The following is a 23,641-nucleotide window of genomic DNA, read 5'->3' as shown; positions in this document are numbered from 1 at the left end:
CACAGTCTTAGATATACCATAAAATGAAGAAATCAATCCTTGCCACATTGCTTGCTCTCGGTATCTCGGCATTCGGCACCATCAGTGCGAGGTCGATACTTGACATAAAGCAATCCATAACAGACGACAATATAATAGCCCCTGAAAGTTTCGAGACACAGACCCGTCTGCTTGAAGAAAATTTCTATATAAAGAACTATGTCGTTCCCGGCTCCGACCTCGGCGACAACAAGAACGCCACTCCGGCTGACTACGAACAGAGGCTGAAGGTCCTTCCCACCGAGATTGAACTTCCGTATAACTCGCTTGTCGGGAACTTCATCAACATGTATCTCAACAAGAAGCGTACGCTCGTTGCCGATATGCTCGCCCTTCACAGCTATTACGGCCCCATATTTGTCGAGGAGCTTATCAAGGAGGGAATGCCCACCGAACTGCAGTATCTTCCGGTGATTGAATCGGCCATCAATCCCAATGCCATCTCGCGTGCGGGAGCCGCCGGTCTCTGGCAGTTCATGCCCGCTACGGCCAAGGGTCTGGGAATGGAGGTCAATTCGCTTGTCGACGAGCGCCGTGACCCCCGCCTTTCATCGCGCAATGCAGCCCGCTATCTCAAGCAGCTTCATGAGATATACAATGACTGGTCGCTTGCCATCGCCGCCTATAACTGCGGTCCCGGCAATGTCAACAAGGCGCTCCGCCGTGCCGGTGAGGGTAAGAAGGATTTCTGGGAAATCTATGAGTTCCTTCCCGCCGAGACCCGCGGATATGTCCCCGTATTCATCGCCGCCAACTATGTGATGAACTATTACGGCAATCATGGTATCAGCCCCACAATCATCAAGCGCCATCTGACCACCGACACAGTCGTGGTAAACAAATATGTCCACTTTAACCAGATTGCCGCTGTCCTCAATATTCCGGTTGATGAGATAAGGATGCTCAACCCGCAGTATCTGAAGGATGTGATTCCCGGCGATTACCGACCCTATACTCTCACTCTCCCGACTCAGCAGTGTCTGAGCTACGTCATGAGTGAGAAAAACATTCTTGCATACGATTCCGAACTCTACACTCGTCGCAGCCATGTGGAACCCGGTCTGACCTCTACCGAACCAGCACTTCCGGTCGGTGACAACGGTATGGCCAATCTCGCAAGCGCAAGCCTCCAGACGGTGAACGCCGATACGAACAATGAGATTGCGCAGACGCAGCAGGTTGAGCGCATGACTGTCAAGACCCATGTCGTGACGCGTGGCGAAAGCCTTCGTGACATCGCGCGTCAGTATGGAGTCTCGGCTACCGACATCAAGCGTTGGAACAAGCTTCGTCGTGGTAAGGTGAAAGAGGGTGATGAGCTGAAAATCGAAGTGTTTGAGCGCGTAAGTCCCGACAATGTGAAGGTTGTAGCCGCTTCGGAAGTTGCACAGGTGAGCCCGCAGGAACTCCGCGAGGCTGTCAAGAATGATCCTCAGACAGCCGCCGCTGCCACAAGCCGTGCGTCGTCATCTGCAACCAAGGCCAAAGCTCCCGCTAAGGCTGCAACCAAGGCTGCAGCCCCCAAGACAACGACCCACAAGGTGAAGAAGGGCGAGACCCTCGGAAAGATTGCCGCAAAATACGGAACGACCGTAGCTGCAATCCAGTCGGCCAACGGTTTGGGCAAGAGCACAAACATCCGCATGGGGCAGAATCTCAAGATTCCTGCAAAGAAAGCTGCAGCCAAGAAAACTACCACAAGAAAGAAAAGAAGACGCTAAGATTGTTGTAGTTATATCGGGAATGTCGCAGTCAGGCACATCGGTTGGCAGACAGGCCCGGACGTAACACAATATAAATCTCATAAGCTTATGGATAACGGAACATGGTGGACGGCTCCCACCGAAAGCGAGTCGGGAAAACTGATCCTCGTCACCGGACGCAAGGATGTCGAGAAATTCCGGTCTAATCCCCGCTTCAATATCCGTGTCGAGGTGACATGGAAGTATGAGGGGGATGCAAGCGGTATGCCCGACAAGGAGACCTCCACTCTCATGGAGGAAGTGCAGGATGCCTTGCAGAATGAATTCAAGAAAGACCCTGTGGCTGTGCTGACGGGAATCTTTACCGGCGATAATCAGCGCGACTGGATTTTCTATACTCTCAGCACTCATATCTTCGGCCGCAAGCTCAACGAGGCGTTGGCTTCTTTCCCCTTGCTCCCTCTGACCATCTATACCGAAAATGACCCCGATTGGGAGGAGTATGATGAGATGTCGGAGGCTGAAATCAAGCTCGATTAAGAGTTTGATTTGCAGGAAAAAGGTACAAGCCGTAATTACGGTGCATTAAATCCGTCAACATCTGAAAAGGGTACAGAAAGACAGAAGGTCAGAAGATACAAAAAGATTAATTTCAGCAAATTATACATCTGTTGCCTTTGTCTCTTTTGTTCGTTTGTATCTCTTTTCATCTTACATGAACCGGATTTTCGGATTGAACCGGAAAAAGTACAATTGCGGGAAAGGTACAAAAGGACAAAAAATCAAAAGGAACATAAGTTTTTTCATTTAAATGGAAAAGTTTGTGTTCCTTTTGATTTTTTGTCCTTTTTTGTAAGAGGGATGTCGGGGTTAGGTGTGCGGTTGATGTCGGGGGGAGGGGTTATGATGAGGTCTCGTCGCGGAGTTTTTGGATGCGGGAGAGTTCTGCGTCCATGATGCGCGAGAGGGGATTGGCGAAGGCTCCGATGCGGCTGAGGCTTTCGCGGGCTTTGTTGATGCGCGGCATGAAGTCGTCGAGGAGATTGTTGAGGAGGAGATAATCGAGTGTTTCGCCGATGAACTTCTGAATCTGGACGTAGAGGCGTTCCCTGAGCCAGTTGTCGCGCCCGATGGAAAGGAGTGTGACAGTGGTGTGTACCATCAGTTCCGCGACCGCCTCACTGCCAGGTTCGAACACTTGAAAGCGTTTGATGGCAGAGCGGAGTTTCACGATGCGCGGAGAGTAGGCACGGCGGGTGTAGCGTCGGGCTTCTTTCGTGAGCGCGGTTCTGTAGGTTTCGAGTTTCTTGTCGATGTCGGGTTCCGCAAAGAAGTCGAGAAGCTCTTTGGCCTCCTTGCTTTTGGTATATACATCAAGAAGAAGCTCCCGGAGTTCGGGAGCTTCAAAATCTTTTATGGCTTTTCGGAGAGTGGTTTTTGACATATCAGATGCTTATTTTTTGTAGCTTTTGATGCCTTTTTCGAGGAAGGCGGAGAAACGTGCCACGTTCTCATCGTAGGTGTAAGGACCGGAGAGGAGTTCGCCTTCGTCGTTGAGAATCACATAGTAGGGCTGGGCATTGGCGTTGAACTTGTAGCGCTGCAGGTAGCTCCAGCGGTCACCGTAGGTATAGAGCGTCATGTCCTTGCCGTATTCCTTGACTGTGATGGGCTGCGGAAGTTTCTTCTTCTCGTCCACCATGAGTTTGATAACGGTGAAGTTGTCTTCAATCATGGTCTTGACGTTGGGTTCGTCGAGGACAGCGCCTTCCATCTTTCGGCAGTTGACACAGCCGAAGCCCGAGAAGTCGATGAGGACAGGTTTGCCTGCTTCCTTGGCGGCTTTCATACCTTCCTCAAAGTCATCGTATTCCTTGAAACCTTCACCGTAGAGGTTGAAATCCTGAGTGAACAGCGGAGGAACGAAGGCGCTGACACCTTTGAGGGGTGCGCCCCAGAGACCGGGGATGAGATAGACTGTGAACGAGAGGGAGCAGAGCGCGAGGAAGAAGCGGAAGACACCGATAGAGCTGTCGGCCTTACCGTAGTGGGCGAAGTTGAACTGGCCGAGGAGGTAGAGACCGAGAAGGAGGAACATGATGATCCAGAGAGCGAGGAAGGCCTCACGGTCGAGGATGTGCCAGCCGTAGGCAAGGTCGGCAACGGAGAGGAACTTCAGCGAGAGAGCGAGTTCCACGAAACCGAGGACGACTTTGAGAGTGTTCATCCAACCGCCCGAGCTGGGAGCAGCCTGGAGCATTGTGGGGAACATGGCGAAGAGCATGAAGGGGAGTGCAAGGGCAGTCGAGAAGCCGAGCATACCGATTGCAGGACCCCAGAGGTCGCCCTGCGAGGCAGCTTCAACGAGAAGGGTGCCGATGATGGGTCCTGTGCAGGAGAAGGACACAAGGGTCAGCGTGAAGGCCATGAAGAAGATGGAGAGGAGACCGGTGGTCTTCTCGGCTGTTGCATCCATCTTGTTGGACCACGATGCGGGGAGCTTGATTTCAAAGGCACCGAAGAAGCTGATGGCGAAAACCACGAGCAGGAGGAAGAAGATGATGTTGCAGACAGCGGAGGTCGACAGGGCGTTGAGCGAACTTGCGCCAAAGATACCTGTGATAAGGAGGCCGAGGGCAACGTAGATGACGATGATCGAGAGACCGTAGGTGCAGGCATCGATGATGCTCTTGCTGCGGTCCTTGCCTTTCTTGAGGAAGAAGCTGACGGTCATCGGAATCATAGGCCATACGCAGGGAGTGAAGAGGGCCACGAGACCACCGAGGAAGCAGGTGAAGAAGATGTACCAGAGCGAAGTGGTCGAGAAATCTTCGGCGCTTTCAGAGTCGGCGAACGATACGGGCGCCCAGAGGTCGGCGGATTTTCCTGCAGGAGCGGATGACGCAAGAGAGTCGGCTACGGCGACTGCGATGGTGTCGGCGCTGTTGCTTGCATCAACAGGAGCAACCGCCTCTTCAGCCTGAGCTTCCTTGCTTTCGGGAAGTTCCTGAGCTGCTTTGGGTTCCTCTTTCTTGGCAGGGGCCTTTATGGTAGCTTTGCCCGAAAGATTGAAAGTCGAGCGGGAGGGGGGAATGCAGTTTTCATCGTTGCAAGCGGAGCAGACGATCATCACGTCGATGTTGAATTCAGGCTGTGTGGCTTTGAATTTCTGTGTGATTGTCACACCTTGTGTCCACCATGAGAGCTCGGCGCCGAACATGTCGTCATACTGCTTGTGGGAGGGCTTGTTGGGTGTCGGTTTCCCTTCAAGAGTGACACCGTCAAGTTTGGGATAGCTGATTTCAAGAATCTGGGGTCCGGCATCGGGGTCACAGTCGAGCGAATACATGTGCCAGCCGTTGCTGATGGTAGCGGTAAGGACTACCTGACCCTCGTCGTCGCCTGTCATATCGACAGAAGCCGACCATTTGACCGGGGTCATGATCTGGGCAAACGCCATGTTGCACATCAGCGCGACCAGAAGCGAGAAGGTTAAAGCAAGCTTTCTCATGGGGTGGTTAATTTTGCAAGTTAATCGAAATTAAATGTGTGAAATGGTTGGATAATGGTTAACTTTTACAGTGCAAAATTACTAATATTTCCCAAATATAATCAGTAAATGCCTTACTGAAACGTAAAATCCTCACAATTCTGTAACATTTAAAGTACTATTTTACCATTTTATTGACAGCTTGACCGTTCGGAATTGACAGAATGGCAACTAATCCATAACTTTGCGAAGCGGTAGACAGAGATTCCCGTACATGAAAACAATTGAAAAACTTTAACCCATCTCCATCACATGAAACATAGTCTCCTTCTCATTGCCACAGCATTCGCAAGCGTTGCGCCGTGGTTGCCTGCAAGGGCAGAAATTGTAAATGTCTCGACCCCTAACACCTCCCTCATCCTCGATGCAGAGAAGGGCGGAGACCTTAAAATCCTTCACTATGGCGACCGTCTGAGCGAAGCCGATATGGCCTTGCTCAAAGAAGCCGGGGCGATAAACCGCAGCGCCTATCCGGTCTATGGAATCTTCCCGCAGGCCGAGGCCGCGATGAGCGTCACCCATGCCGACGGCAACATGACCACAGCTGTAGAGGTGACAGGAGTCACAAGCGCTACTGCACCCGACGGGGCGACAGTAACTACTGTTGCCATGCGCGACAAGGTCTATCCCTTCGATCTCAATGTCAATTACCGCACATATCCCGGCGAGGATGTGATAGAGACATGGGTCGATGTGAAGAACAATGAAAAAGGCACCGTGAAGCTCAACCGTTTCATGTCGGGTTACCTGCCGGTGCGTTACGGCGATGTGTGGCTCTCGCAGCTCTACGGCACATGGGCCAATGAGGGTCGGCTCTCGCAGACTCCGCTCAACCACGGCGTGAGGATGATAAAGAATAAGGATGGTGTCCGAAATTCTCACACCGCCCATGCCGAAATAATGCTATCGCTTGACGGAAAGCCTCAGGAGAACACCGGACGCACTATCGGAGCCGCTCTTGAATACTCAGGCAACTACAAACTGTTCATCGACACTGACGATACAGACTACCATCATTTCTTCGCCGGTATTAATGAGGAGAACTCTACCTACAATCTGAAGAAGGGGGAGAGTTTCGTGACACCGCCTCTCGCGCTGACTTATTCCGACGAGGGACTTTCGGGTGTGAGCCGCAATTTCCACCGCTGGGGGCGCAACCACCGTCTCCATGCCGGCAACAAGGAGCGCAAGGTGCTGCTCAATTCCTGGGAGGGTGTCTATTTCGACATTGACGAACCGGGAATGGCCGGGATGATGAAGGACATCGCCGACATGGGTGGAGAGCTATTCGTGATGGACGACGGATGGTTTGGCGACAAGTATCCCCGCGATAACGACAGCTCATCGCTCGGCGATTGGGTGGTCGACACCGACAAGCTCCCCAACGGGATTCAAGGACTTCTCGACACGGCCAAGGCCAATGGCATAAAGTTCGGTATCTGGATTGAGCCGGAGATGACCAACAGCGTGAGCGAGCTTTATGAAAAGCATCCCGAATATATCATCAAGGCTGCCAACCGCCCGGCGACGGAGGGACGCGGAGGCACGCAGCTCGTGCTCGACCTCGCCAACCCGAAGGTGCAGGACATAGTGTTCACGGTCGTCGACACCCTCATGCGCAAGTATCCCGACATCGACTATATCAAATGGGATGCCAACGCGCCGATAATGGACCACGGTTCGCAATATCTCACTGCCGATAACCAAAGCCATCTCTACATAGACTATCACAAGGGTTTCGAGACTGTCCTGAACCGCATCCGCGAGGCTCATCCCGATGTCACCATCCAGGCCTGTGCAAGTGGAGGTGGACGTGCCAACTGGGGTGTGCTCCCCTGGTTCGACGAGTTCTGGACAAGCGACAACAATGACGCCCTCCAGCGCATCTACATGCAGTGGGGAACGAGCTATTTCTTCCCTGCGATAGCGATGGGTTCCCATATTTCCGCATCGCCCAACCATCAGACTTTCCGCCGTATTCCGGTGAAGTTCCGTGCGGATGTGGCCATGAGTGGCCGTCTCGGACTGGAGCTTCAGCCGAAGAACATGACCGATGAGGAGAAGGGGATTGTCAAGCAGGCAATTTCCGACTATAAGTCCATCCGTCCGATTGTCCAGTTCGGCGACATCTACCGTCTCGTTTCTCCATACGACGGCAAGGGCATCGCCTCGCTGATGTATGTCACTCCCGAAAAGGATGATGCGGTGTTCTACTGGTGGAAGACCGAGACATTCATGAACCAGCAGCTTCCGCGAGTGGTGATGGCCGGTCTTGACCCTGAGAAGACTTACAAGGTGACTGAGCTGAACCGCATCGACAACGAGCCTCTTTCGTTCGAAGGGAAGAGCTTCACGGGAAAATATCTGATGTCAAACGGCCTTGAAATTCCCCTTACCCATAAGGTGGATTACCACAAGAACACGGACTATGCTTCGCGAATCCTGCGCCTGACGGCGGAATGATGAGGTAGGACTTTATTTTCACAGACATTACTTTCACGTACAGCCCCTGCACCCGGTGAGTTTCATCGCTGATGCAGGGGCTGTCCCGCTTTTTATGCCTTCCGGCGTTTGGAGGATGGGAGAATTGTTTGTATTTTTGGAGGAGAATAACAGAGGGTTGGTATCAAGCACCATCCAACCAACAGCATCAACAGAATAGATTATGAAAATACAGGCATTGACATTTTCCCCGACCGGCACTTCTGCCCGTGTGATCGAGGGAATCATGAATGGGGTAGGAGAGGAGACGGGCCGGGATGTGGCGCTTCTCGACCTCACGTTGAAGGAATCCGTGGAGAGGACGTATGACGCTGATGATGTGGTCCTGCTTTCCGGGCCGGTCTACGGTGGAAAGCTCGCGCCGATTGCCAAGCAGCGCCTTGGCGGCATGAAGGGAGCGGGAACGCGCTGCATCGTCGTTGCAGTCTATGGCAACAGGGCTTTCGAGAATGCGGTGACCGATTTCGCTTCGTTTGTCGAAGAGCGCGGTTTCACGGTTGTCGGAGCCGGGGCCTTTGTCGGTGAGCATTCCTACTCAACGGATGAGACTCCTATTGCAGCAGGACGTCCGGACGCGGCCGATATGGAGGAAGCCCGGAGGTTTGGGCGCGCAATAGGGGAGAAGATTGCCGCAGGCACATTGGCGAAGATTGATGCGGCCGGTCTGAAGGATATTCCTGCTCCGGCTGAATCGCTGGCAAATTTCAAGGCGTTCGTCATGGACTATCAGCGTCAGCAGGCGGAGTCGCCACGTGTGTATCTTCCGGTGGTCGATGAGGAGCTTTGCAACGGCTGCGGCAGTTGTGTGGATGTCTGTCCGACCGGAGCGATCGCTGCCGATGGCATAGGGCTCGATGCCGCCAAGTGTATCAAATGCTGCGCCTGTGTTAAGGAATGTCCGCAGGGAGCGCGCACTCTCTACACTCCGTTTGCCAAGGTGCTGAGCGCGAATTTCAATGCCAGGAAGGCTCCGGTGTGGATTGTGTGAACCGGCGTGTGAAAAATGACGAATTAAAATTTTTCCAAGGTTTTTACTTAGGAAATTTCACTTTTTGTAGTAATTTTGCGGTAAATAACAAATAGCACACCATACAATGAACAACGATTTGGACTGGGGCAACCTGTCATTCGGTTATATCCCAACAGATTACAACGTACGCTGCTACTTCCGCGACGGGAAGTGGGGCGAGATAGAAGTGTCGCAAAGCGAGGAGATCAATCTCCACATCGCCGCCACCTGTCTGCACTACGGCCAGGAAATTTTCGAGGGCCTTAAGGCATTCCGTGGCAAAGACGGCAAGATCCGTGTGTTCCGTCTCGAGGAGAATGCGCGCCGCATTCAGGAGTCGGCCAAGGGTATCCTCATGGAGCCGCTGCCCGAGGAGAAATTTCGCGAGATGGTGCTGAAGGTGGTCAAGCTCAACGAGCGTTTCGTGCCCCCTTACGGTTCGGGTGCGTCGCTCTATATCCGTCCTCTCGAACTCGGCATTTCTGCTCAGGTTGGCGTGAAGCCGGCGACTGAATATGTGTTCATGATTCTTGTCACACCTGTCGGTCCGTATTTCAAGACAGGCTTCAAGCCGACAAACATCTGCATCATGCGTCAATATGACCGCGTTGCACCCAACGGCACAGGTCTCTGGAAGGTCGGTGGCAACTATGCTGCATCGCTCACCGCCGGTGAACATGCCCATGAGCTCGGCTATTCGGCCGTCCTCTACCTCGACCCGAAAGAGAAGAAATATCTCGACGAGTGTGGCCCGGCCAACTTCATGGCTGTCAAGGATGGTGTCTACATCACTCCTGCGTCAAGCTCCATCCTCCCCTCGATAACCAACAAAAGCCTCATGCAGCTTGCCGAGGATATGGGTGTGAAGGTTGAGCGCCGTCACATCACTGTCGATGAGCTTGAGGAGATTGACGAGGCCGCAGCCGTAGGCACTGCCGCAGTCGCTTCGCCTGTCGGTGAGATTCATGACCTCGACACAGGCAAGAAATATGTCGTTTCGAAAAACGGAGAGCCCGGCCCCATCACCACCGAACTTTACCACACTCTCCGCGGCATCCAGCTCGGCGAGGTGGAGGACAAGCACGGATGGTGTACGATTGTCGAATAAGCTATCCGCTGACCAATTGACATCAACAATGACCTATCAGGAAATTATTGATAAATACTATCCCGCAGGCTCACCCCTGCGGGATATTTATATGCGCCATTGCCGTTCGGTGGCCGACCTTGCTCTTGAAATCGCCGCGCGTCGTCGTCTGCCGCTCGATCCTGCCGAAATCGAGGAGGCGGCGATGCTCCACGACATAGGAATCTTCCTGACAGACGCTCCCGGCATTGAATGTCGGGGCACGGAGCCTTATATCCTCCACGGACTCCTCGGCGGGGAACTGCTGCGCAGGGAGGGAATGCCCGAACGGGATGCCCGCGTGGCTGAGCGCCATACGGGTGCCGGTATCACTGCCGACGACATCATTGCGCAAGGGTTGCCGCTGCCTGTAGACGGTGACTACATGCCGGTGACGCTGCTTGAACGGCTAGTCTGCTATGCCGACAAGTTTTATTCGAAAAGCGGCTCGATGGAGCGGAAATCCATGGAAAAAGTGGAGCGCTCGATGGCACGCATCTCACCCTCGACCCTCGAACGCTTCAACCGCCTCCGCGAAGAATTTTCGGAGGAGTAGGGGAGGGCTGAATTGGGCTGATAAGCCCAATAGGTCAAATAAGCCTAATAAGCCCAATAGGGCTAATAGCTGAGAAGGCTTTCTAAAGAAAAAGTAAGGCCAATAAGTGATTGAAAATTTCACTTATTGGCCCTATTAGCCCTATCAGTCCTATTAGTAGCCCTATTAGCCCTATTGGCCCTATCAGCCTTATTGGCCCTATCAGCCCTATTAGTCCTATCAGCCCTATTAGTCCTATTGGCCCTATTAGCCTTAATCCCTATTCCCCTCCGGCTGCTTGCTTGAAATCCGCATAATGCTCCGGGTTCTTCATCGGTGAATCGGGATGATTCAGATACTTCTCCCCGAACGCGACAATCAGCTCCCTGGCCGCCTTGTTTGCCGAGGAGCGCTTCATGAGCGCCTTGAACGCCACCAGGCGGTCCGAAGCCATCACGGCAGGCATCACACCCAAGTAGTCCACGAAATTCTGCTCCATGAACACCGTGTCGCCTACACGCTCCATATCACTGAAATCAAGATTGTCCCAGAAATGTATGGCGATGAACCCCGCCATATCCTCCGGTTCAGAAATCGTCGCCGGAATCACCGGCATCTCCAGCGCCGGAACCTCCACAGAATCAGAATTGCTTACTTCAATATCCGAACTATCTATAGGTTCATTGCTTTCTGATGACTGAAATTGTGTTTGTGAGCATCCGCTCATAGCTATTATGGATAGAAGTAGAATATAATGTTTCATAGATATTTGTCTCGTTATAATGTATAAAAAACAAACGGAATTAAAGGGGAATTTGTTTTTGATACACTATGACTGAGCCATGGTTAATAACCAAGAAGTTCCAGGATTAACGGTGCCAGCAATGCCGTAAACAGGCCGTTGAGGGTCAGGCCGAGGGAGGAGAAGGCGCCGTAGCGTTCGCCCCGTTCCATCGCCGAAGCCGTCCCGACAGCGTGAGAGGCCGTCCCGATCGACAGGCCACCCGCAATCGGACTCTTGATATGGCTCATCCGCACCATGCGGAACCCTGCCATACCACCGAAAATACCCGTGCATACCACCACCGCAGCCGTCAGCGACGGAATCCCACCCATCGCAGCCGAAATCTCCATGGCGATAGGCGTCGTGACCGCCTTGGGCGCAAGCGAGATGATCACCTCCTTAGTCGCCCCGAGCAACTCGGCCACCAACACCACCGACACGATGCCCACCACACATCCCGCCAGTTCGGCGAGCAGCAGCGGAAGCATCTGCTTGCGGATATTCTCCAGTTGCCTGTAGAGCGGCACACCGAGCGCCACCACAGCCGGCTTCAGCCAGAACTCGATGAACTGTCCACCCTCGGCATACGTCTCATAGTCCACGCCTAAGCTCGACAGAATGACGATAAGCACGATGATTGAAATCAAAATGGGGTTGAGCAGCGCCACCCCCGTGCGCCGCTGCAGTAGCTTCGCCCCAAGGAAAGCCACAAACGTCAGCGCAATCAGAAAAAACGGATTAGTCAGAAAAACCATGGTGAAAAAATTTTTGAAAAAAATTTTTTAGTATAGAGATTAAAGTATAGAGTATAGATAATAGTATGGAGGGAAGGCATTGAGTGTGGATGCACTACTAAATCTCTAAGCACAATATTGATGCATTGGATAAGCAAAGGTATTATCGATACTCTATACTTTACCCTCTATACTTGTGCTCCGCACTCTATACTCTATACTTTATCCTCTATACTTGAGCAAAGCACTCTATACTCTATACTTTAATCTCTATACTAATTTGTTATATTTGCCACGCAGTGCAAATCTAACAAATTGATGTACCCATCCCGTGACGGCGATGATGAGGAAGGTGCTGATGACGGATGCCGCCACAATCGGCAGCCACTGTTCGGAAATCAGGTTCAGGCAACGCATCAGCCCGACACCTGCAGGGACGAAGAAGAACCCGAGATTCTTGACGAGGAAATCGGCAACCTTGTCGACCCACATAAGCCTCACCACACGCAGTTTGAGCGCAGCGGCAAGCAAAAGCATACCGATGATGCTCGACGGAACGGGCACACCGGTCGCATAGACCACAAATTCGCCCATCGCGAGAAACGCGAAGAGCACCGCACATTGCAGAATCATAATTATGAAGAATATTGAAAATTCTAAAACAATCTTTGAAAGAAGTTGTAAATTCTAAAACAATCTTTAAGGCCGCAAATGTACGGAAAATCCTTGACTTGACATCCCGAAAAATGGAATAATCCATCACACCCGGAGCATAAAAACATCAAAGAGGAAAAATATCCATCATTATCAGAACATAAGAACATCAAAGACGAAAAATATCCATTGTTATCAGACCATAAAAACATCAAAGTGGGAAAATATCCATCACTCTCGGAGCATAAAAACATTAAAGTGGAAAAATATCCATCATTATCAGAGCATAAAACTATTAAAGTGAAAAAATAGTTATAAAAAAGCTTTCCAAATCCACCACCGGCCCGTCGCCTAATCGGCCGATGGTGAATTTGGAAAGCAAACCTACTTATCGTTGCTATGGAGAGTGGGTTTTGGTGCTTCGACGTGTTTCGCTGCGCTCCGCAGTGCTCTGCACAAGTATAGAGATTAAAGTATAGAGTCACAAGTATAGAGATTAAAGTATAGAGTATAGATAATGGTAGCGTTGATAAAGTACTTAGTGAAAGCATAAAGTATTATCTATACTCTATACTTTAATCTCTATACTTGTGCGGAGCGTAGCGAAGCACTGCAGGCTCAGACTGCCTTGCTGTCCTTGAGGACGACGGGGAGGGCGAAGGTGTTGACCACACCTGCCGCGTCGGTCGGGAGAGCTTTGAGCAGGACGAAAAATTCGGGAATCATGTATGCGGGAACATACTGAGCCATAGTGTTCTTGACCCATGACAGGCGGAACGACTTGGTCTTCGGGACGACATAGGCCACCAGATAGGCCGAACCCTGTTCGTCAGTGTAGTGGACCACTGTACAATCGTCGACCTCGTCGCTCTTGCGTATGGCACGTTCGACCTCGCCGGTCACCACCTTCTTGCCAAGAATGTTGACCTCTGTGTCCTTGCGGCGGATATAGACATAGTTGCCGTCGGAAAGCTGTCGGCCCATGTCGCCTGTGCGGAACACCCTCCGTCCGTCGGCAATGACGGCAAACGGCTGTAAGTCAGCGCGGTGGTCGCCCGTATAGTAATCGGCCAGACCGTCGCCAACGAGGCATATCTCACCCTCCTGTCCGGGAGCCACTTCGCGAAGATTCTCGTCGAGAATCATCACGTCGGTTCCGTTCATAGGTTTTCCGATCGGGAAAGTGCCGTCGGGAAGCACGAGGCCCGTATTGCAGCAATAAGTGGTCACGCTGACAGTCGCCTCCGCAGGCCCGTAGGTCGTATAGACCGGCACCTGTTCGAGCAAGTGGCCGATGGATGCGGCATGGAGCACATCGCCGCTGCTGATGAGCAGGCGGACAGTCACCGGGAGAGCCTTCACTGCGTTGAGCTCCATCATGAGATAGGGGAAGCCGCTGATAACGGTGACATACTGGTCATCGATGAACTTCACAAGTTTTTCGGGATCGTTGCGCGTGGCAGCCGACGGGATGGCAACCGCAGCCCCCGAAAGGAGCGCGCCGAAAATCTCCTGGATGAAGATGTTCATGATACATGCCGAGAATTGCAGCAGAATGTCGTCGCCGCTGATATTGTAGGTCTTCTTGAACGACTCTGCGAAATGCAACACCTGACTGTTGCCCACGGCCACACCGAGCGGATAGCCGTCGGGTGTCGACGAGTAGATGATATAGGCCGGACGGTCGGCGCGCGAGCGGTCGGGCAGGGGATGGAGAGCGGGATCGATGTAGATCTCGTTGCCTATGATGAGACGTTTGAAATCATTCAGCAGCCCTGCATGGCGCTCCTGGGTGATGACAAAGTCCACTCCGTTTTCAACAAGGAAGGTAACCAGGCGCCCCGGGGGGAAATCAGGCTCGACAGCCACAAAAGCTGCACCGGCCTTGATGACGGCCATCATGGCGGCTACCATCTCGACGCTGTGGTCCATCACAATTCCGACGCGGGCCGGAATGAATGACGGAAAACGGGAGATGAGAGTGTCGACTAAGCGGTCGAGACCTGCGTAGGTGACACAGGTACGCTCGTCGATGACGGCAGGATGATCCGGGTCATTGTTGACGAGCTCTTTGAAGCGTGAGTAAATCGTCGGTTCCATAATATTACATCCTTTTGAGTTCTTCTTGATTGTAACCGAATTGTAACATCTTCGGTTTGTATTAGAATAACGGAATTTCCCCCCTCCGGGTTTTCGGAAAATTGTTAAAAACCCTGTGAATTAACAGCTTCCCCCTCCACGGCAGTCCGTAGAGGGGGAAGTGTCTACAAAAATAAAGCAACGGCAGATTTTGATGGCTTAAGTGTGTGTCTGAAAATAAATTCTAAGAATCACTTGCTGAAAAATAGCCATCTTCAAAAGATTCACCGTAAGGTCGTTTCAAGCGACCTTCAAGTGGGTGCTCCTGCTGATATTTATTGTGTAAGCAGTCTGATGAGGTGGAGCAGACACTTGTTTTTTACCAGCCCTGATTTTGTGTGAGATTTCTGTTTCGATCAAGTTCGACGAGCGGAATAGGCCACACTTCGTGGCGTGGCTGATAGCTTCGTGTATACATCAGATCGCCGAATATATCGCGTGCATCCTTCACAGATTCTTCGAGCAATCCCCACCGGCGCAGATCCCAGTAGCGTTGTCCCTCGCCAGCAAGCTCACAGGCGCGTTCGTGGCGGATGCGTTCGGCCATCTCATCCTTGCTGCCGACAGCAAGCCAAGCCGCACCTGAACCGAGTCCGGGCATCCCGACGCGGGCACGGATTTTGTTGACCTCTTCAATGGCTTTGTCGGTCTCACCATTCTCGTTGTAGGCTTCCGCAAGCATGAGAATCACGTCGGCCAGACGTATGAGAGGAAATTCGTAGGGAGTGCGGTTGTATTCACCCCAGTAACCGTCAAGATTGCCGGTGGGAATCCATTTGCGCCAGAAATATGAATTCCAGCCTTCGGAATTGCGTATGAAGGCCATTGCCTCCATCGGTGCGCCACCCTGTGTCGGGTCGGCGAGGACAAACTGCTTGTCCATCGGGTTTGACCCTGCATCAGTGCCAAGGTAGTGGGAATAGGGGGTGATGACGTTGAGATACAGGCGCGGGTCGCGCTGACGGTAGGCATCCATCACCGCAGTCGTGTCGGCTTCAAGCGTGCTTGTCACCTTCGTGCTTGCCTGGTCGATGGCCACGCACATATATTTGCGTCGCAGTTGCGAGTCACCCTCGTTGAAGCCCACGAAACGGTCGTCCCAGTTGAAAGGGGAGCCGTCGAGGTTCTCATACATATCCACAAAGGTGGTCGAGGGGACAATGGCGTTGCCCGCGATGAGGCGCATTGTCGACTTGTTGCCGAAATACGACACGATGTCAAGCGCATAGCCTGCAGTGTTGCCGTCGAGCGACTGGATGGAGAAAATCATCTCCGCACTGTGCTTGCCGTTGTAGAGGCGGAACAGTTCATTGTAGTCCTCGTGCAGGGCATAGCCGTAGGTGTTGCTGCGGTCATAGACGATTTCCTCGAAATCCGCGATGGCCTTTGTCCATTCGCGGTTGAAGAGATAGACCTTTCCACGCAGCGCGTATGCCGCACCCTTGGTCGCGCGGCCGAGGTCAGTTGCCTCCCAGTTTACCGGCAGTTTCCCGATGGCTTCAGTAAGGTCGTTAATGATATGCTTGCGGAGTTCCTCTTCGGAGCAACGCGGAGAGTTGAGCGAGGCGAATTCCTCGTTGATGTCGCAGCTCTCATCGTAGTAGGGGACACCTCCCCAGCAGTTGAGCATACGGAAGTAGGCCATTGCGCGGAGGAATTTTGCCTCACCGGTCACACGGTCAATGGTTTCGGCGCTGATAGGCATACCGGCCACGTTGCGGATGACGGTGTTGCTGCGGTGGACGAGTTCGTAGAGATACTGCCAGTGGTTCTGGACACCCGAGCTTGCGGAGGAGAATGATGAGCCTCGGGAGATGTCGGCCCAGGGCGATGAGCCGTCGGCGATGTCGCTACACATGTCGAAGGTGAATTCCATGCCGAAACACCAAGGGGCTTTCATGGCGGCATACATGCCTATGGCAGCCTGACGGGCATGTTCTTCAGTGCGCCAGAAAGTCTGGCCCGACATCTGGTCGGCCGGAGTGTAGTCAAGGCTCTCGCAACCGGTCATGACAATGGCGGAAGCGGCGAGGAGTGCAAGAGGTGTCTTATGCAGAAGATTGCTGAGTTTGCTTTTCATAATGTGTGAAATTCTGACGATGAGGATTAGAAAGTGACATTGAGACCCACGGAGTATTGACGGACGGTAGGGTAGCCGACGTTGGCGGCCACCTCCGGGTCAAGGCCGGGGAAACTTGTGATGGTGAAAAGGTTGTCGATACTGGTGTAGACTTTCAGATTCTCGACAAAGAATTTGCGGGTGATGTTCTGCGGAATCGTGTAGCCGAGCTGAATGTTCTTGCAGCGGAAATAGGCTGCGTTGTGGACAAACGCGTCGCTCGCGATGTTGTTTTTGCCGTTAGAACTGTTGCGCAGTATCGGGTATTTGGAATTGTAGGGATTCTCAGGTGTCCAGGCATTGTCGGTGATGTCCTTGTTGAGCGACTGGCCCATTACGGTGACGAAGCGGAAAGCCTGGTTGTTGTAGTAGACCTGATAGTCGCCGACGCCTTGGAAGAATACGCTGAAATCGAAATTGTTCCAGTTGAGACCGAGGTTGATGCCGTAGGTGAATGTAGGGGCGGTGCCGTTGCCAATCTCGACGCGGTCATTGCTGTCAAGGTTGCCGTCGCCGTTGGTGTCGGCATAGAGGAAGTCGCCGAGCTCCGGACGCTGATATGTGGCGAAATAGTTAGGGTTGTTCTTGACAAGATTGTCAACGTAGGCAAGATCGGTCTCGTCGCGGACAATGCGGTCTACTTTCATCACATAGAGCTGATTGATGGGCCGTCCTTCCTGGATTTTGTACACTCCGCTGATTGAGGATACATCCCCTTGGAACTTGACAACTTTGTTTTTGACGTAGCTCATGTTGAAGCCGACATTGTAGCTGACCTTTCCGATGCGGTCGTTCCAATGGATGTCGAGTTCGAGACCTTTATTGTTGACCTCCCCGGCATTCTGGTTGGGGACAGTGCTCGTGCCGTGTTCAAGGGGTGCGGGGAGAGAGATGAGGATGCCCTTTGTATCCTTGTTGTAGATGTCGATTGAACCGCTCAGACGGCTGTTGAGAAGGGCGTAGTCGATACCGATATTTGTCATATAGGTCTTTTCCCATGTGAGGCGTGAATCCGACAGGATGGTCTGGGCGAAGCCACCGGCGATGTTTCCGTTGAGCACATAGTTGGCTGTGGCAAAAAGCGACTGATACATGTAGTAGCTTGTGGTCGCGTTGTTGCCGAGCGAACCGTAGGATGCGCGGAGTTTGAGCTGGTCAAGCCAATGGCGGGTGTTCTTCATGAAGCCTTCTTCCGACAATCTCCAACCTGCCGAGACGGAGGGGAAATAGCCCCAGCGGTGTTTGGGTGCGAACTTCGATGAACCGTCCGCACGGAAATTGGCTTCGAGGAGATATTTGTCGTCCCATGAGAGGTTGACACGTCCGAAGTATGAGCGCATGGCCCATTCGGTGTAGTTGCCGCCTATCGGGCCGTTGGTGGTTGCTGCGTCGATTGATGTGAGCGAGTCGTCAATCAGGTCATAGCGGAGGAAGCTCTCGTGTTCATCCTTGTCATATTCCTGGCTTGCGCCGACGAGGACGGAACCGCTGAGTTTCGAAGCCTTGAAGACATAGTTGGCGGTGATTTCCGATGAGCGGTAGGTGTTGGCATAATTGTAGCGGCGGATGTAGGTGCGCACGACACCCTCGCGGATGAGCACGGGGCCGTCCGCAGTGAAGCGGTAAAGGTCACGGTCGGTGAGATGCTGTTCCACACGGCGAGTCCAGTAATTGTAGGTGAAGGAGCCGCGGAGAGTAAGTCCTTTGAACGGCTTCACGCTTGCATAGAGTTTCGCAACCATTCGGCGGGTCTTGGTGGGGAAATCATCCTTGTAGAACCACTGGCGACGGTAAGGGTTGAAGTTGCTGACGTTTTCCTCCTCAGGATTCTGGATGCCGCCGTAGAGCCCGGTCGCGGGATCGTAGAGAGTCATACCGGGGACGGTGTTGAATGCTCCCGAGCCGAAGATTACGTCGCCACCGGCTGCTGCGTTTTCCGACGATGGATTGTTGGAGTCGATGTAGCCGAAAAGATTTGTGCCGACACTCAGCCACGGTTTGATGTTGACATCAAGATTGGTGCGGAGCTGATAGCGGTTGTAGTCGGTGTAGTAGATCATACCGGGATTGTCGACATAGCCGAACGACATGTTGTAGCGCACGCGTCGTCCGCCACCGGTGACTGAAAGATTGTGGTTCTGGACAACGGATGGGTTGCGGTAGATGTGATCCTGCCAGTCGGTGTTGGGATAGATGGTGGGATTGCGACCGGCATCGTTGCGCCACTCGTCAATCTTGCCTTGCGAGAAGCGCGCAGCCTGTCCGTTGGCAATGAGTCCGGCATTTTGAATCTCCATGAAATCGGCATAGTCAGTGACGAGGTTGAGGCGTTTCGCCACTTTTTCAAAGGAAACATTTCCTGAATAGGTCAGTCGCGGAGCGGATTCCGCCCCGTGGCGCGTCGTGATGAGGATTACACCGTTTGCCGCGCGCGAACCGTAGATGGCCGACGATGCGGCATCCTTAAGCACGGAGATGTTTTCGATGTCCTGCGGATTGATATCGCTGATGGCCACTCCGGTCATACCGTCGACAACCACAAGTGGGGCGGCATTGTTGAGCGTACCCTGTCCGCGGACAAGTATGCTCTGGGCCTCATAGCCCGGTGTGTTGCCACCGCTGTTGGTGACGGTCAGACCTGAGGCAAGACCGGCAAGGGCATTTGTGGCGTTGGTGATGGGACGGTCGGCGAACGCACCAGCGGAGATTGAGGAAACCGATCCTGTGAGGTCGACTTTACGCTGTGTGCCGTAGCCTATGACCACGACTTCGTCAAGTTCTGCCTTGATGACGGCCATTGTGATGGGATAGTGACGGATATTGGGCTTGACGGGGACATCGATGGTCTCATAGCCGATGTATGATACCTGCAGCATTAGGCTGTCGCCTTTCACTTCGAGAGCGAAACGGCCGTCAATATCAGTTATGGTTCCGACGGCAGGATCGTTGGCAAGCGCGACAGTGGCTCCGATGATGGGGATTGCGTTCTCGTCGCGTACAATTCCGGAGATGCGGCGGCTGCCGTCGGCGGTTTGCTCTATCTTTGGAAGTTCGGTTTCAGCAGTGACAGGGAAAAGTTCTGTTTCGGTTTCGGCAAAAGCATTGTTTAGTGATATGAGAAGAAAAGCAAATAATAGTGATAAATGTTTCATTGTGCCGTTTATTTCATTTTCGTGACAAATTTACATGACGGAATCCATCCGTCCAAGCATGTGTAAATGAATAGCTCGAAAGTGTTAACAAACGTCATTGCCGAAAGGTTGGAAGGTTGGAACAATAAACGTAACTTTGCACTATGAAACTATTTGAAAAAAGGATAGGTCTGCTGATTGACCTCTTTTACTGTCTGGTGTTCACACCGCTGATTCTCTTCCTCGGACAGACATACTACTGGGTGAGCTATTGCCCGGAATTTGCCTATCTGCTTGTGGCATGGCTCTATGTGTCGTTTTTCATCATCAGGTGTTGCAACATCCCGAAATTGTTTGTCGGCAAACGCTATGTCATCATAGCCATCATCCTCAGCGCTTTCATCATAGGAAGCTATCTGCTGACACTCTACCATCTTCCGGAGGTGACATTCAATGCAAGTTCACTTACTGCTCTTTACGACCGCATACAGGAGTCGAACCGCTCCCACATCGTGTGGCTGATGTGTTCGCTTTCGATAGGCTACGCGCTCTCCATGTCGTTCATTCAGGAGCTGTATCATCAGCTCATATTGAAGAAGGAGTTCGAATATCAGAAAAACAATGCCGAACTCGCCGTCTACAAAGCCCAGATTAATCCCCACTTCCTTTTCAATACGCTCAATTCAATCTATAGCCTGATTATCGGTACATCCGAAAAGGCCGAGAACGCATTCATAAAATTCATCGACATAGTTAAGTATACCTACACGAGTGTGGACCGCGAGACTGTGAGCATCCGCGAGGAGATAACCTATATCGACAATTACATAGAGCTTCAGTCGTTGCGATTGAATTCCCACACCAAGGTGGATTGGAAATATGAGATAGACAATGAGGAAGCGCGCATTCCGCCTATGATTATGCTCACTTTTCTTGAGAATGTGTTTAAATATGGCATTTCCTCCAAGAAAGATTGCAGGATTGACATCTCGCTTACTCTACTCGACGGAGTGCTGGAATTCAAGACTAAAAACAGGATAATGAAGTCGGCAGATGCTCTGAGGCGTGATGCTCCGGTCGGTATTGAGAATTGCCGGGCACGTCTAAATTGCCTGTTTCATGACCGATATTCACTGGAAGTCAGCGAGGACTCCGGATTCTTTACCGTCAACCTTAAAATTCAACTCTCATGAGCGATAAAATCAGATGCATAGCCATTGACGATGAGCCTCTTGCTCTCGAAATTATAAAGAAATTCTGTGAGCGCGCCGGTGACATCGAATTGCAAACCTACTCCGATCCTGAAGCCGGCCTTGCTGCGATAAGGGAGGGCGGGGTAGACCTCGCTTTCCTTGATATTGAAATGGAGGGTACAAACGGACTGGCCATAGCCGGGGAACTTCCGGTAGGCACTTGTTTCATATTCACAACGGCCTATCTTGACTATGCGCTTGACGGTTTCAATCTTGATGCGATAGACTATCTGCACAAACCGTTTTCCTACGACCGCTTTCTGACCGCTCTCGGCAAGGCGCGCCGGAGGATAGAATATGCCAAGCATGAGCGTTCGAACGGAAATATTATTGTCAAGCAGGAGTACAATAATATCACCATCCCGCTGAATGATATAATATATGTGGAGGCGATGGAGGGATATTCCAAGATATTCCGTACCGGTGGTGTCTGCACTGTCTCACGCGTGATTCTGAAGTCGATAGGGGCTATGCTGCCTGCCAATAAGTTCGTGAGGATACACAGGTCATATATCGTGGCTGTTGATAAAATCACCGGCTTTACCCGTCAGAACGTGACCCTCGAATCGGGCGTGACGCTGCCTGTGGGCCGTCAGTATAGTGCCGTCATAACCCAACTGCTAAATAAGCACTAAGAATCGAATTGCCCGAAGGGTACAGTCGGCTCGAAGGGTACAAAAAAACTCGAAGGGTACAGTCGGCTGGAAGGGTACAAAAAGACAGAAGGTCAGAAGAAACATAAGCTTTATATTATTTGCATCTGATTGAGACGCAAAATGTATATATCAAAAAAACTTATGTTTCTTCTGACCTTCTGTCTTTTTGTACCCTTCCAGCCGATTGTTCCTTTCGAGCCTATTCAAGGCCGGGATTATCAGATGAGGCCGAGGAGCTGTTCGCCGGCCTTTTTGGTGTCGACCTTGGTGATGATGTTGGTGATAACGTGGTTGGCATCGGTGATGAAGGTGGTACGGACTGTTCCCATGTATTCACGTCCGGCCATTTTCTTTTTCTGCCATACACCAAAAGCCTGGTTCACCTCAGTGGTAGGATCGGAAAGTAGGATAAAGGGCAGCGAGAACTTGTCGGCAAATTTCAGGTGGCTTGCCACGGAGTCCTTGCTGATACCGATGACGGTGTAGCCTTTGGCCGAAAGTTCGCTGTTGTGGTCGCGGATTGAGCAGGCTTCCGCAGTGCAACCGGGGGTGTTGTCCTTCGGATAGAAATAGATGATGAGGGGCTTGCCTGCAAAATCTGAGCTTTTGACTTCTTTACCTTCGGCATCGAGGCCGAGTATTTCGGGGATTTTATCGCCAATATTCATAGTTTATATTGATTATTTGGTTTATGGTGGCAAATGTAAGGAAATTGCTCAAATAATACTAACTTTGTGAGCATGAATTCACCCGTTACTATAGTTATTCCGGCATATAACCGCGCGTCGGTCATCCGTCGCACTCTCGACTCTGTGGCTTCGCAGAAGGAAAGACCGGCGAGGGTCGTGCTTGTGGATAATAACTCTACGGATGGCACGATGGGTGTCATGCGCCAATGGGCAGCTGCAAATCCTCAGCTCGACGTTGTCGTGGTGCAGGAGATGAAACCGGGGGCATGTGCCGCTCGAAACCGCGGACTGCGGGAGGTCGAGAGTGAGTTCGTTATGTTTTTTGATTCTGACGACGTGATGCTCCCTTCGCATGTCGGTGATTTTGAATCGGCAATTGCATTGCATCCTGAAATTGATATTTTCGGTCGAAACATCTATCTGCAGGATATTGACGGGAGTCGCCGCAAGCTGTACTATACATCGCACGCACCGATGTTCAATCATCTGTTTCGCGGATGTCTGTCAACGCAGCGTATGGTGGTCAGAACATCGCTTGTCCTCAGTGTCGGTGGGTGGAATGAAGCTCTGCCCGGATGGAATGACTATGAGTTGGGTGTGCGGTTGCTGTTGGCAACAGACCGCCTGTATGAGCTGCCGGGCGAACCGAGTGTCGTTACCTACAGACTTGAAAATTCAATCACCGGTACATCCTACAGTGCGCGGCCGCGAAACTGGGAGCTTTCATTGGATGCGATTGAGAAGCATCTGCGCGATGCCGGGCGAACCGATATTGTCGCCCTGATTGATGCGAGAAGGATGATACTTGCCGCGCAGTACAGGCTGGAGGCCGAAGGGAAGGCGGAGGAATCAGCAAGGCGTAATGCCGTCAAGCAGTCATCGCGTTTGAACAATGAGGTGACATCGCGGACCGCGTTCCCGCTGCGGATGCGCCTGATTTATCTCCATAACCGTTATTTCAAACGCCTGACATGGGTTGTGGTGAAGATGTTGTTCCCAAAGATATGATTAATGCGGC

General features: G+C 52.0%; 18 protein-coding genes. 9 read left to right on the top strand and 9 right to left on the bottom strand.

Annotated elements, in window-relative coordinates; genetic code table 11:
• The first annotated feature begins 23 nt into the window (after positions 1–23).
• Both QZ310_RS03880 and QZ310_RS03875 read left to right on the top strand, forming a co-directional pair.
• Entirely contained in the window at positions 24–1,760 is a 1,737-nt protein-coding gene (locus QZ310_RS03880) for a LysM peptidoglycan-binding domain-containing protein (protein WP_297070566.1), read from the top strand.
• A 90-nt stretch (positions 1,761–1,850) separates the two neighbouring features.
• Complete coding sequence (locus QZ310_RS03875) at positions 1,851–2,282, top strand: DUF695 domain-containing protein (protein WP_297070563.1); 432 nt, start codon at positions 1,851–1,853, stop codon at positions 2,280–2,282.
• 361 nt (positions 2,283–2,643) lie between these two features.
• On the opposite strand, the gene QZ310_RS03870 is transcribed toward QZ310_RS03875, so the two are convergent.
• The gene (locus QZ310_RS03870; protein ID WP_297070561.1) at positions 2,644–3,186 is read right to left on the bottom strand and encodes a DUF6155 family protein; all 543 of its coding nucleotides are present in this window, start codon (positions 3,184–3,186) and stop codon (positions 2,644–2,646) included.
• Between the two features lie 9 nt (positions 3,187–3,195).
• The gene (locus tag QZ310_RS03865; protein WP_297070559.1) at positions 3,196–5,253 is read right to left on the bottom strand and encodes a cytochrome c biogenesis protein CcdA; all 2,058 of its coding nucleotides are present in this window, start codon (positions 5,251–5,253) and stop codon (positions 3,196–3,198) included.
• A 291-nt stretch (positions 5,254–5,544) separates the two neighbouring features.
• Between QZ310_RS03865 and QZ310_RS03860 the strand changes: the two genes are divergently transcribed.
• From QZ310_RS03860 to QZ310_RS03845, 4 genes are all read left to right on the top strand, one after another.
• Positions 5,545–7,755, top strand: coding sequence for an alpha-galactosidase (locus QZ310_RS03860; protein ID WP_297070557.1), 2,211 nt, complete (start codon positions 5,545–5,547; stop codon positions 7,753–7,755).
• Positions 7,756–7,957: 202 nt separating this feature from the next.
• On the top strand, positions 7,958–8,782 hold the full coding sequence (locus tag QZ310_RS03855; RefSeq protein ID WP_297070555.1) for a 4Fe-4S binding protein: 825 nt from the start codon (positions 7,958–7,960) through the stop codon (positions 8,780–8,782).
• 106 nt (positions 8,783–8,888) lie between these two features.
• Positions 8,889–9,911 carry a branched-chain amino acid aminotransferase gene (locus tag QZ310_RS03850; RefSeq protein ID WP_297070553.1) on the top strand — a complete coding sequence of 341 codons (1,023 nt, stop codon included), beginning with the start codon at positions 8,889–8,891 and terminating at the stop codon, positions 9,909–9,911.
• Positions 9,912–9,939: 28 nt separating this feature from the next.
• The gene (locus tag QZ310_RS03845) at positions 9,940–10,485 is read left to right on the top strand and encodes an HD domain-containing protein (protein WP_297070551.1); all 546 of its coding nucleotides are present in this window, start codon (positions 9,940–9,942) and stop codon (positions 10,483–10,485) included.
• 259 nt (positions 10,486–10,744) lie between these two features.
• On the opposite strand, the gene QZ310_RS03840 is transcribed toward QZ310_RS03845, so the two are convergent.
• From QZ310_RS03840 to QZ310_RS03815, 6 genes are all read right to left on the bottom strand, one after another.
• A complete protein-coding gene (locus QZ310_RS03840) occupies positions 10,745–11,191 on the bottom strand; it encodes a DUF5106 domain-containing protein (RefSeq protein WP_297070549.1) in 447 nt (148 codons plus the stop codon).
• 119 nt (positions 11,192–11,310) lie between these two features.
• Positions 11,311–12,003, bottom strand: coding sequence for an LrgB family protein (locus tag QZ310_RS03835; RefSeq protein WP_297070547.1), 693 nt, complete (start codon positions 12,001–12,003; stop codon positions 11,311–11,313).
• Between the two features lie 249 nt (positions 12,004–12,252).
• On the bottom strand, positions 12,253–12,615 hold the full coding sequence (locus QZ310_RS03830) for a CidA/LrgA family protein (RefSeq protein ID WP_297070545.1): 363 nt from the start codon (positions 12,613–12,615) through the stop codon (positions 12,253–12,255).
• Positions 12,616–13,254: 639 nt separating this feature from the next.
• Positions 13,255–14,736: an AMP-binding protein gene (locus QZ310_RS03825; RefSeq protein WP_297070542.1), complete on the bottom strand. Its 1,482-nt coding sequence runs from the start codon at positions 14,734–14,736 to the stop codon at positions 13,255–13,257.
• Positions 14,737–15,094: 358 nt separating this feature from the next.
• A complete protein-coding gene (locus QZ310_RS03820; RefSeq protein WP_297070540.1) occupies positions 15,095–16,855 on the bottom strand; it encodes a RagB/SusD family nutrient uptake outer membrane protein in 1,761 nt (586 codons plus the stop codon).
• 26 nt (positions 16,856–16,881) lie between these two features.
• Entirely contained in the window at positions 16,882–20,046 is a 3,165-nt protein-coding gene (locus QZ310_RS03815) for a TonB-dependent receptor (protein WP_297070539.1), read from the bottom strand.
• Positions 20,047–20,189: 143 nt separating this feature from the next.
• Here QZ310_RS03815 and QZ310_RS03810 point away from each other — a divergent pair, with 143 nt between their 5' ends.
• Positions 20,190–21,218 carry a sensor histidine kinase gene (locus QZ310_RS03810; protein ID WP_297070537.1) on the top strand — a complete coding sequence of 343 codons (1,029 nt, stop codon included), beginning with the start codon at positions 20,190–20,192 and terminating at the stop codon, positions 21,216–21,218.
• Positions 21,215–21,913, top strand: coding sequence for a LytTR family DNA-binding domain-containing protein (locus tag QZ310_RS03805; RefSeq protein ID WP_297070535.1), 699 nt, complete (start codon positions 21,215–21,217; stop codon positions 21,911–21,913). The genes QZ310_RS03810 and QZ310_RS03805 overlap by 4 nt, the downstream gene beginning before the upstream one ends.
• A 239-nt stretch (positions 21,914–22,152) precedes the next feature.
• On the opposite strand, the gene QZ310_RS03800 is transcribed toward QZ310_RS03805, so the two are convergent.
• A complete protein-coding gene (locus tag QZ310_RS03800; protein ID WP_297070533.1) occupies positions 22,153–22,602 on the bottom strand; it encodes a peroxiredoxin in 450 nt (149 codons plus the stop codon).
• 72 nt (positions 22,603–22,674) lie between these two features.
• Between QZ310_RS03800 and QZ310_RS03795 the strand changes: the two genes are divergently transcribed.
• Positions 22,675–23,631, top strand: coding sequence for a glycosyltransferase family A protein (locus QZ310_RS03795; protein ID WP_297070531.1), 957 nt, complete (start codon positions 22,675–22,677; stop codon positions 23,629–23,631).
• Positions 23,632–23,641: the final 10 nt, after the last annotated feature.

Origin of the sequence: uncultured Duncaniella sp., from assembly GCF_910577345.1 — a bacterium.
In the GTDB taxonomy this organism is placed as follows: domain Bacteria; phylum Bacteroidota; class Bacteroidia; order Bacteroidales; family Muribaculaceae; genus Duncaniella.
The sequence above is the reverse complement of the archived record's forward strand: the minus strand, read 5'-3'. Positions and strand labels throughout refer to the sequence as shown.

What these genes read in the sequence shown, in the direction of transcription:
- QZ310_RS03820 (WP_297070540.1), bottom strand. Translation starts at nt 16,855, where the DNA reads ATGAAAAGCAAACTCAGCAATCTTCTGCATAAGACACCTCTTGCACTC.
- QZ310_RS03875 (WP_297070563.1), top strand. Translation starts at nt 1,851, where the DNA reads ATGGATAACGGAACATGGTGGACGGCTCCCACCGAAAGCGAGTCGGGA.
- QZ310_RS03815 (WP_297070539.1), bottom strand. Translation starts at nt 20,046, where the DNA reads ATGAAACATTTATCACTATTATTTGCTTTTCTTCTCATATCACTAAAC.
- QZ310_RS03800 (WP_297070533.1), bottom strand. Translation starts at nt 22,602, where the DNA reads ATGAATATTGGCGATAAAATCCCCGAAATACTCGGCCTCGATGCCGAA.
- QZ310_RS03845 (WP_297070551.1), top strand. Translation starts at nt 9,940, where the DNA reads ATGACCTATCAGGAAATTATTGATAAATACTATCCCGCAGGCTCACCC.
- QZ310_RS03865 (WP_297070559.1), bottom strand. Translation starts at nt 5,253, where the DNA reads ATGAGAAAGCTTGCTTTAACCTTCTCGCTTCTGGTCGCGCTGATGTGC.
- QZ310_RS03825 (WP_297070542.1), bottom strand. Translation starts at nt 14,736, where the DNA reads ATGGAACCGACGATTTACTCACGCTTCAAAGAGCTCGTCAACAATGAC.
- QZ310_RS03850 (WP_297070553.1), top strand. Translation starts at nt 8,889, where the DNA reads ATGAACAACGATTTGGACTGGGGCAACCTGTCATTCGGTTATATCCCA.
- QZ310_RS03805 (WP_297070535.1), top strand. Translation starts at nt 21,215, where the DNA reads ATGAGCGATAAAATCAGATGCATAGCCATTGACGATGAGCCTCTTGCT.
- QZ310_RS03880 (WP_297070566.1), top strand. Translation starts at nt 24, where the DNA reads ATGAAGAAATCAATCCTTGCCACATTGCTTGCTCTCGGTATCTCGGCA.
- QZ310_RS03870 (WP_297070561.1), bottom strand. Translation starts at nt 3,186, where the DNA reads ATGTCAAAAACCACTCTCCGAAAAGCCATAAAAGATTTTGAAGCTCCC.
- QZ310_RS03795 (WP_297070531.1), top strand. Translation starts at nt 22,675, where the DNA reads ATGAATTCACCCGTTACTATAGTTATTCCGGCATATAACCGCGCGTCG.
- QZ310_RS03835 (WP_297070547.1), bottom strand. Translation starts at nt 12,003, where the DNA reads ATGGTTTTTCTGACTAATCCGTTTTTTCTGATTGCGCTGACGTTTGTG.
- QZ310_RS03855 (WP_297070555.1), top strand. Translation starts at nt 7,958, where the DNA reads ATGAAAATACAGGCATTGACATTTTCCCCGACCGGCACTTCTGCCCGT.
- QZ310_RS03840 (WP_297070549.1), bottom strand. Translation starts at nt 11,191, where the DNA reads ATGAGCGGATGCTCACAAACACAATTTCAGTCATCAGAAAGCAATGAA.
- QZ310_RS03830 (WP_297070545.1), bottom strand. Translation starts at nt 12,615, where the DNA reads ATGATTCTGCAATGTGCGGTGCTCTTCGCGTTTCTCGCGATGGGCGAA.
- QZ310_RS03860 (WP_297070557.1), top strand. Translation starts at nt 5,545, where the DNA reads ATGAAACATAGTCTCCTTCTCATTGCCACAGCATTCGCAAGCGTTGCG.
- QZ310_RS03810 (WP_297070537.1), top strand. Translation starts at nt 20,190, where the DNA reads ATGAAACTATTTGAAAAAAGGATAGGTCTGCTGATTGACCTCTTTTAC.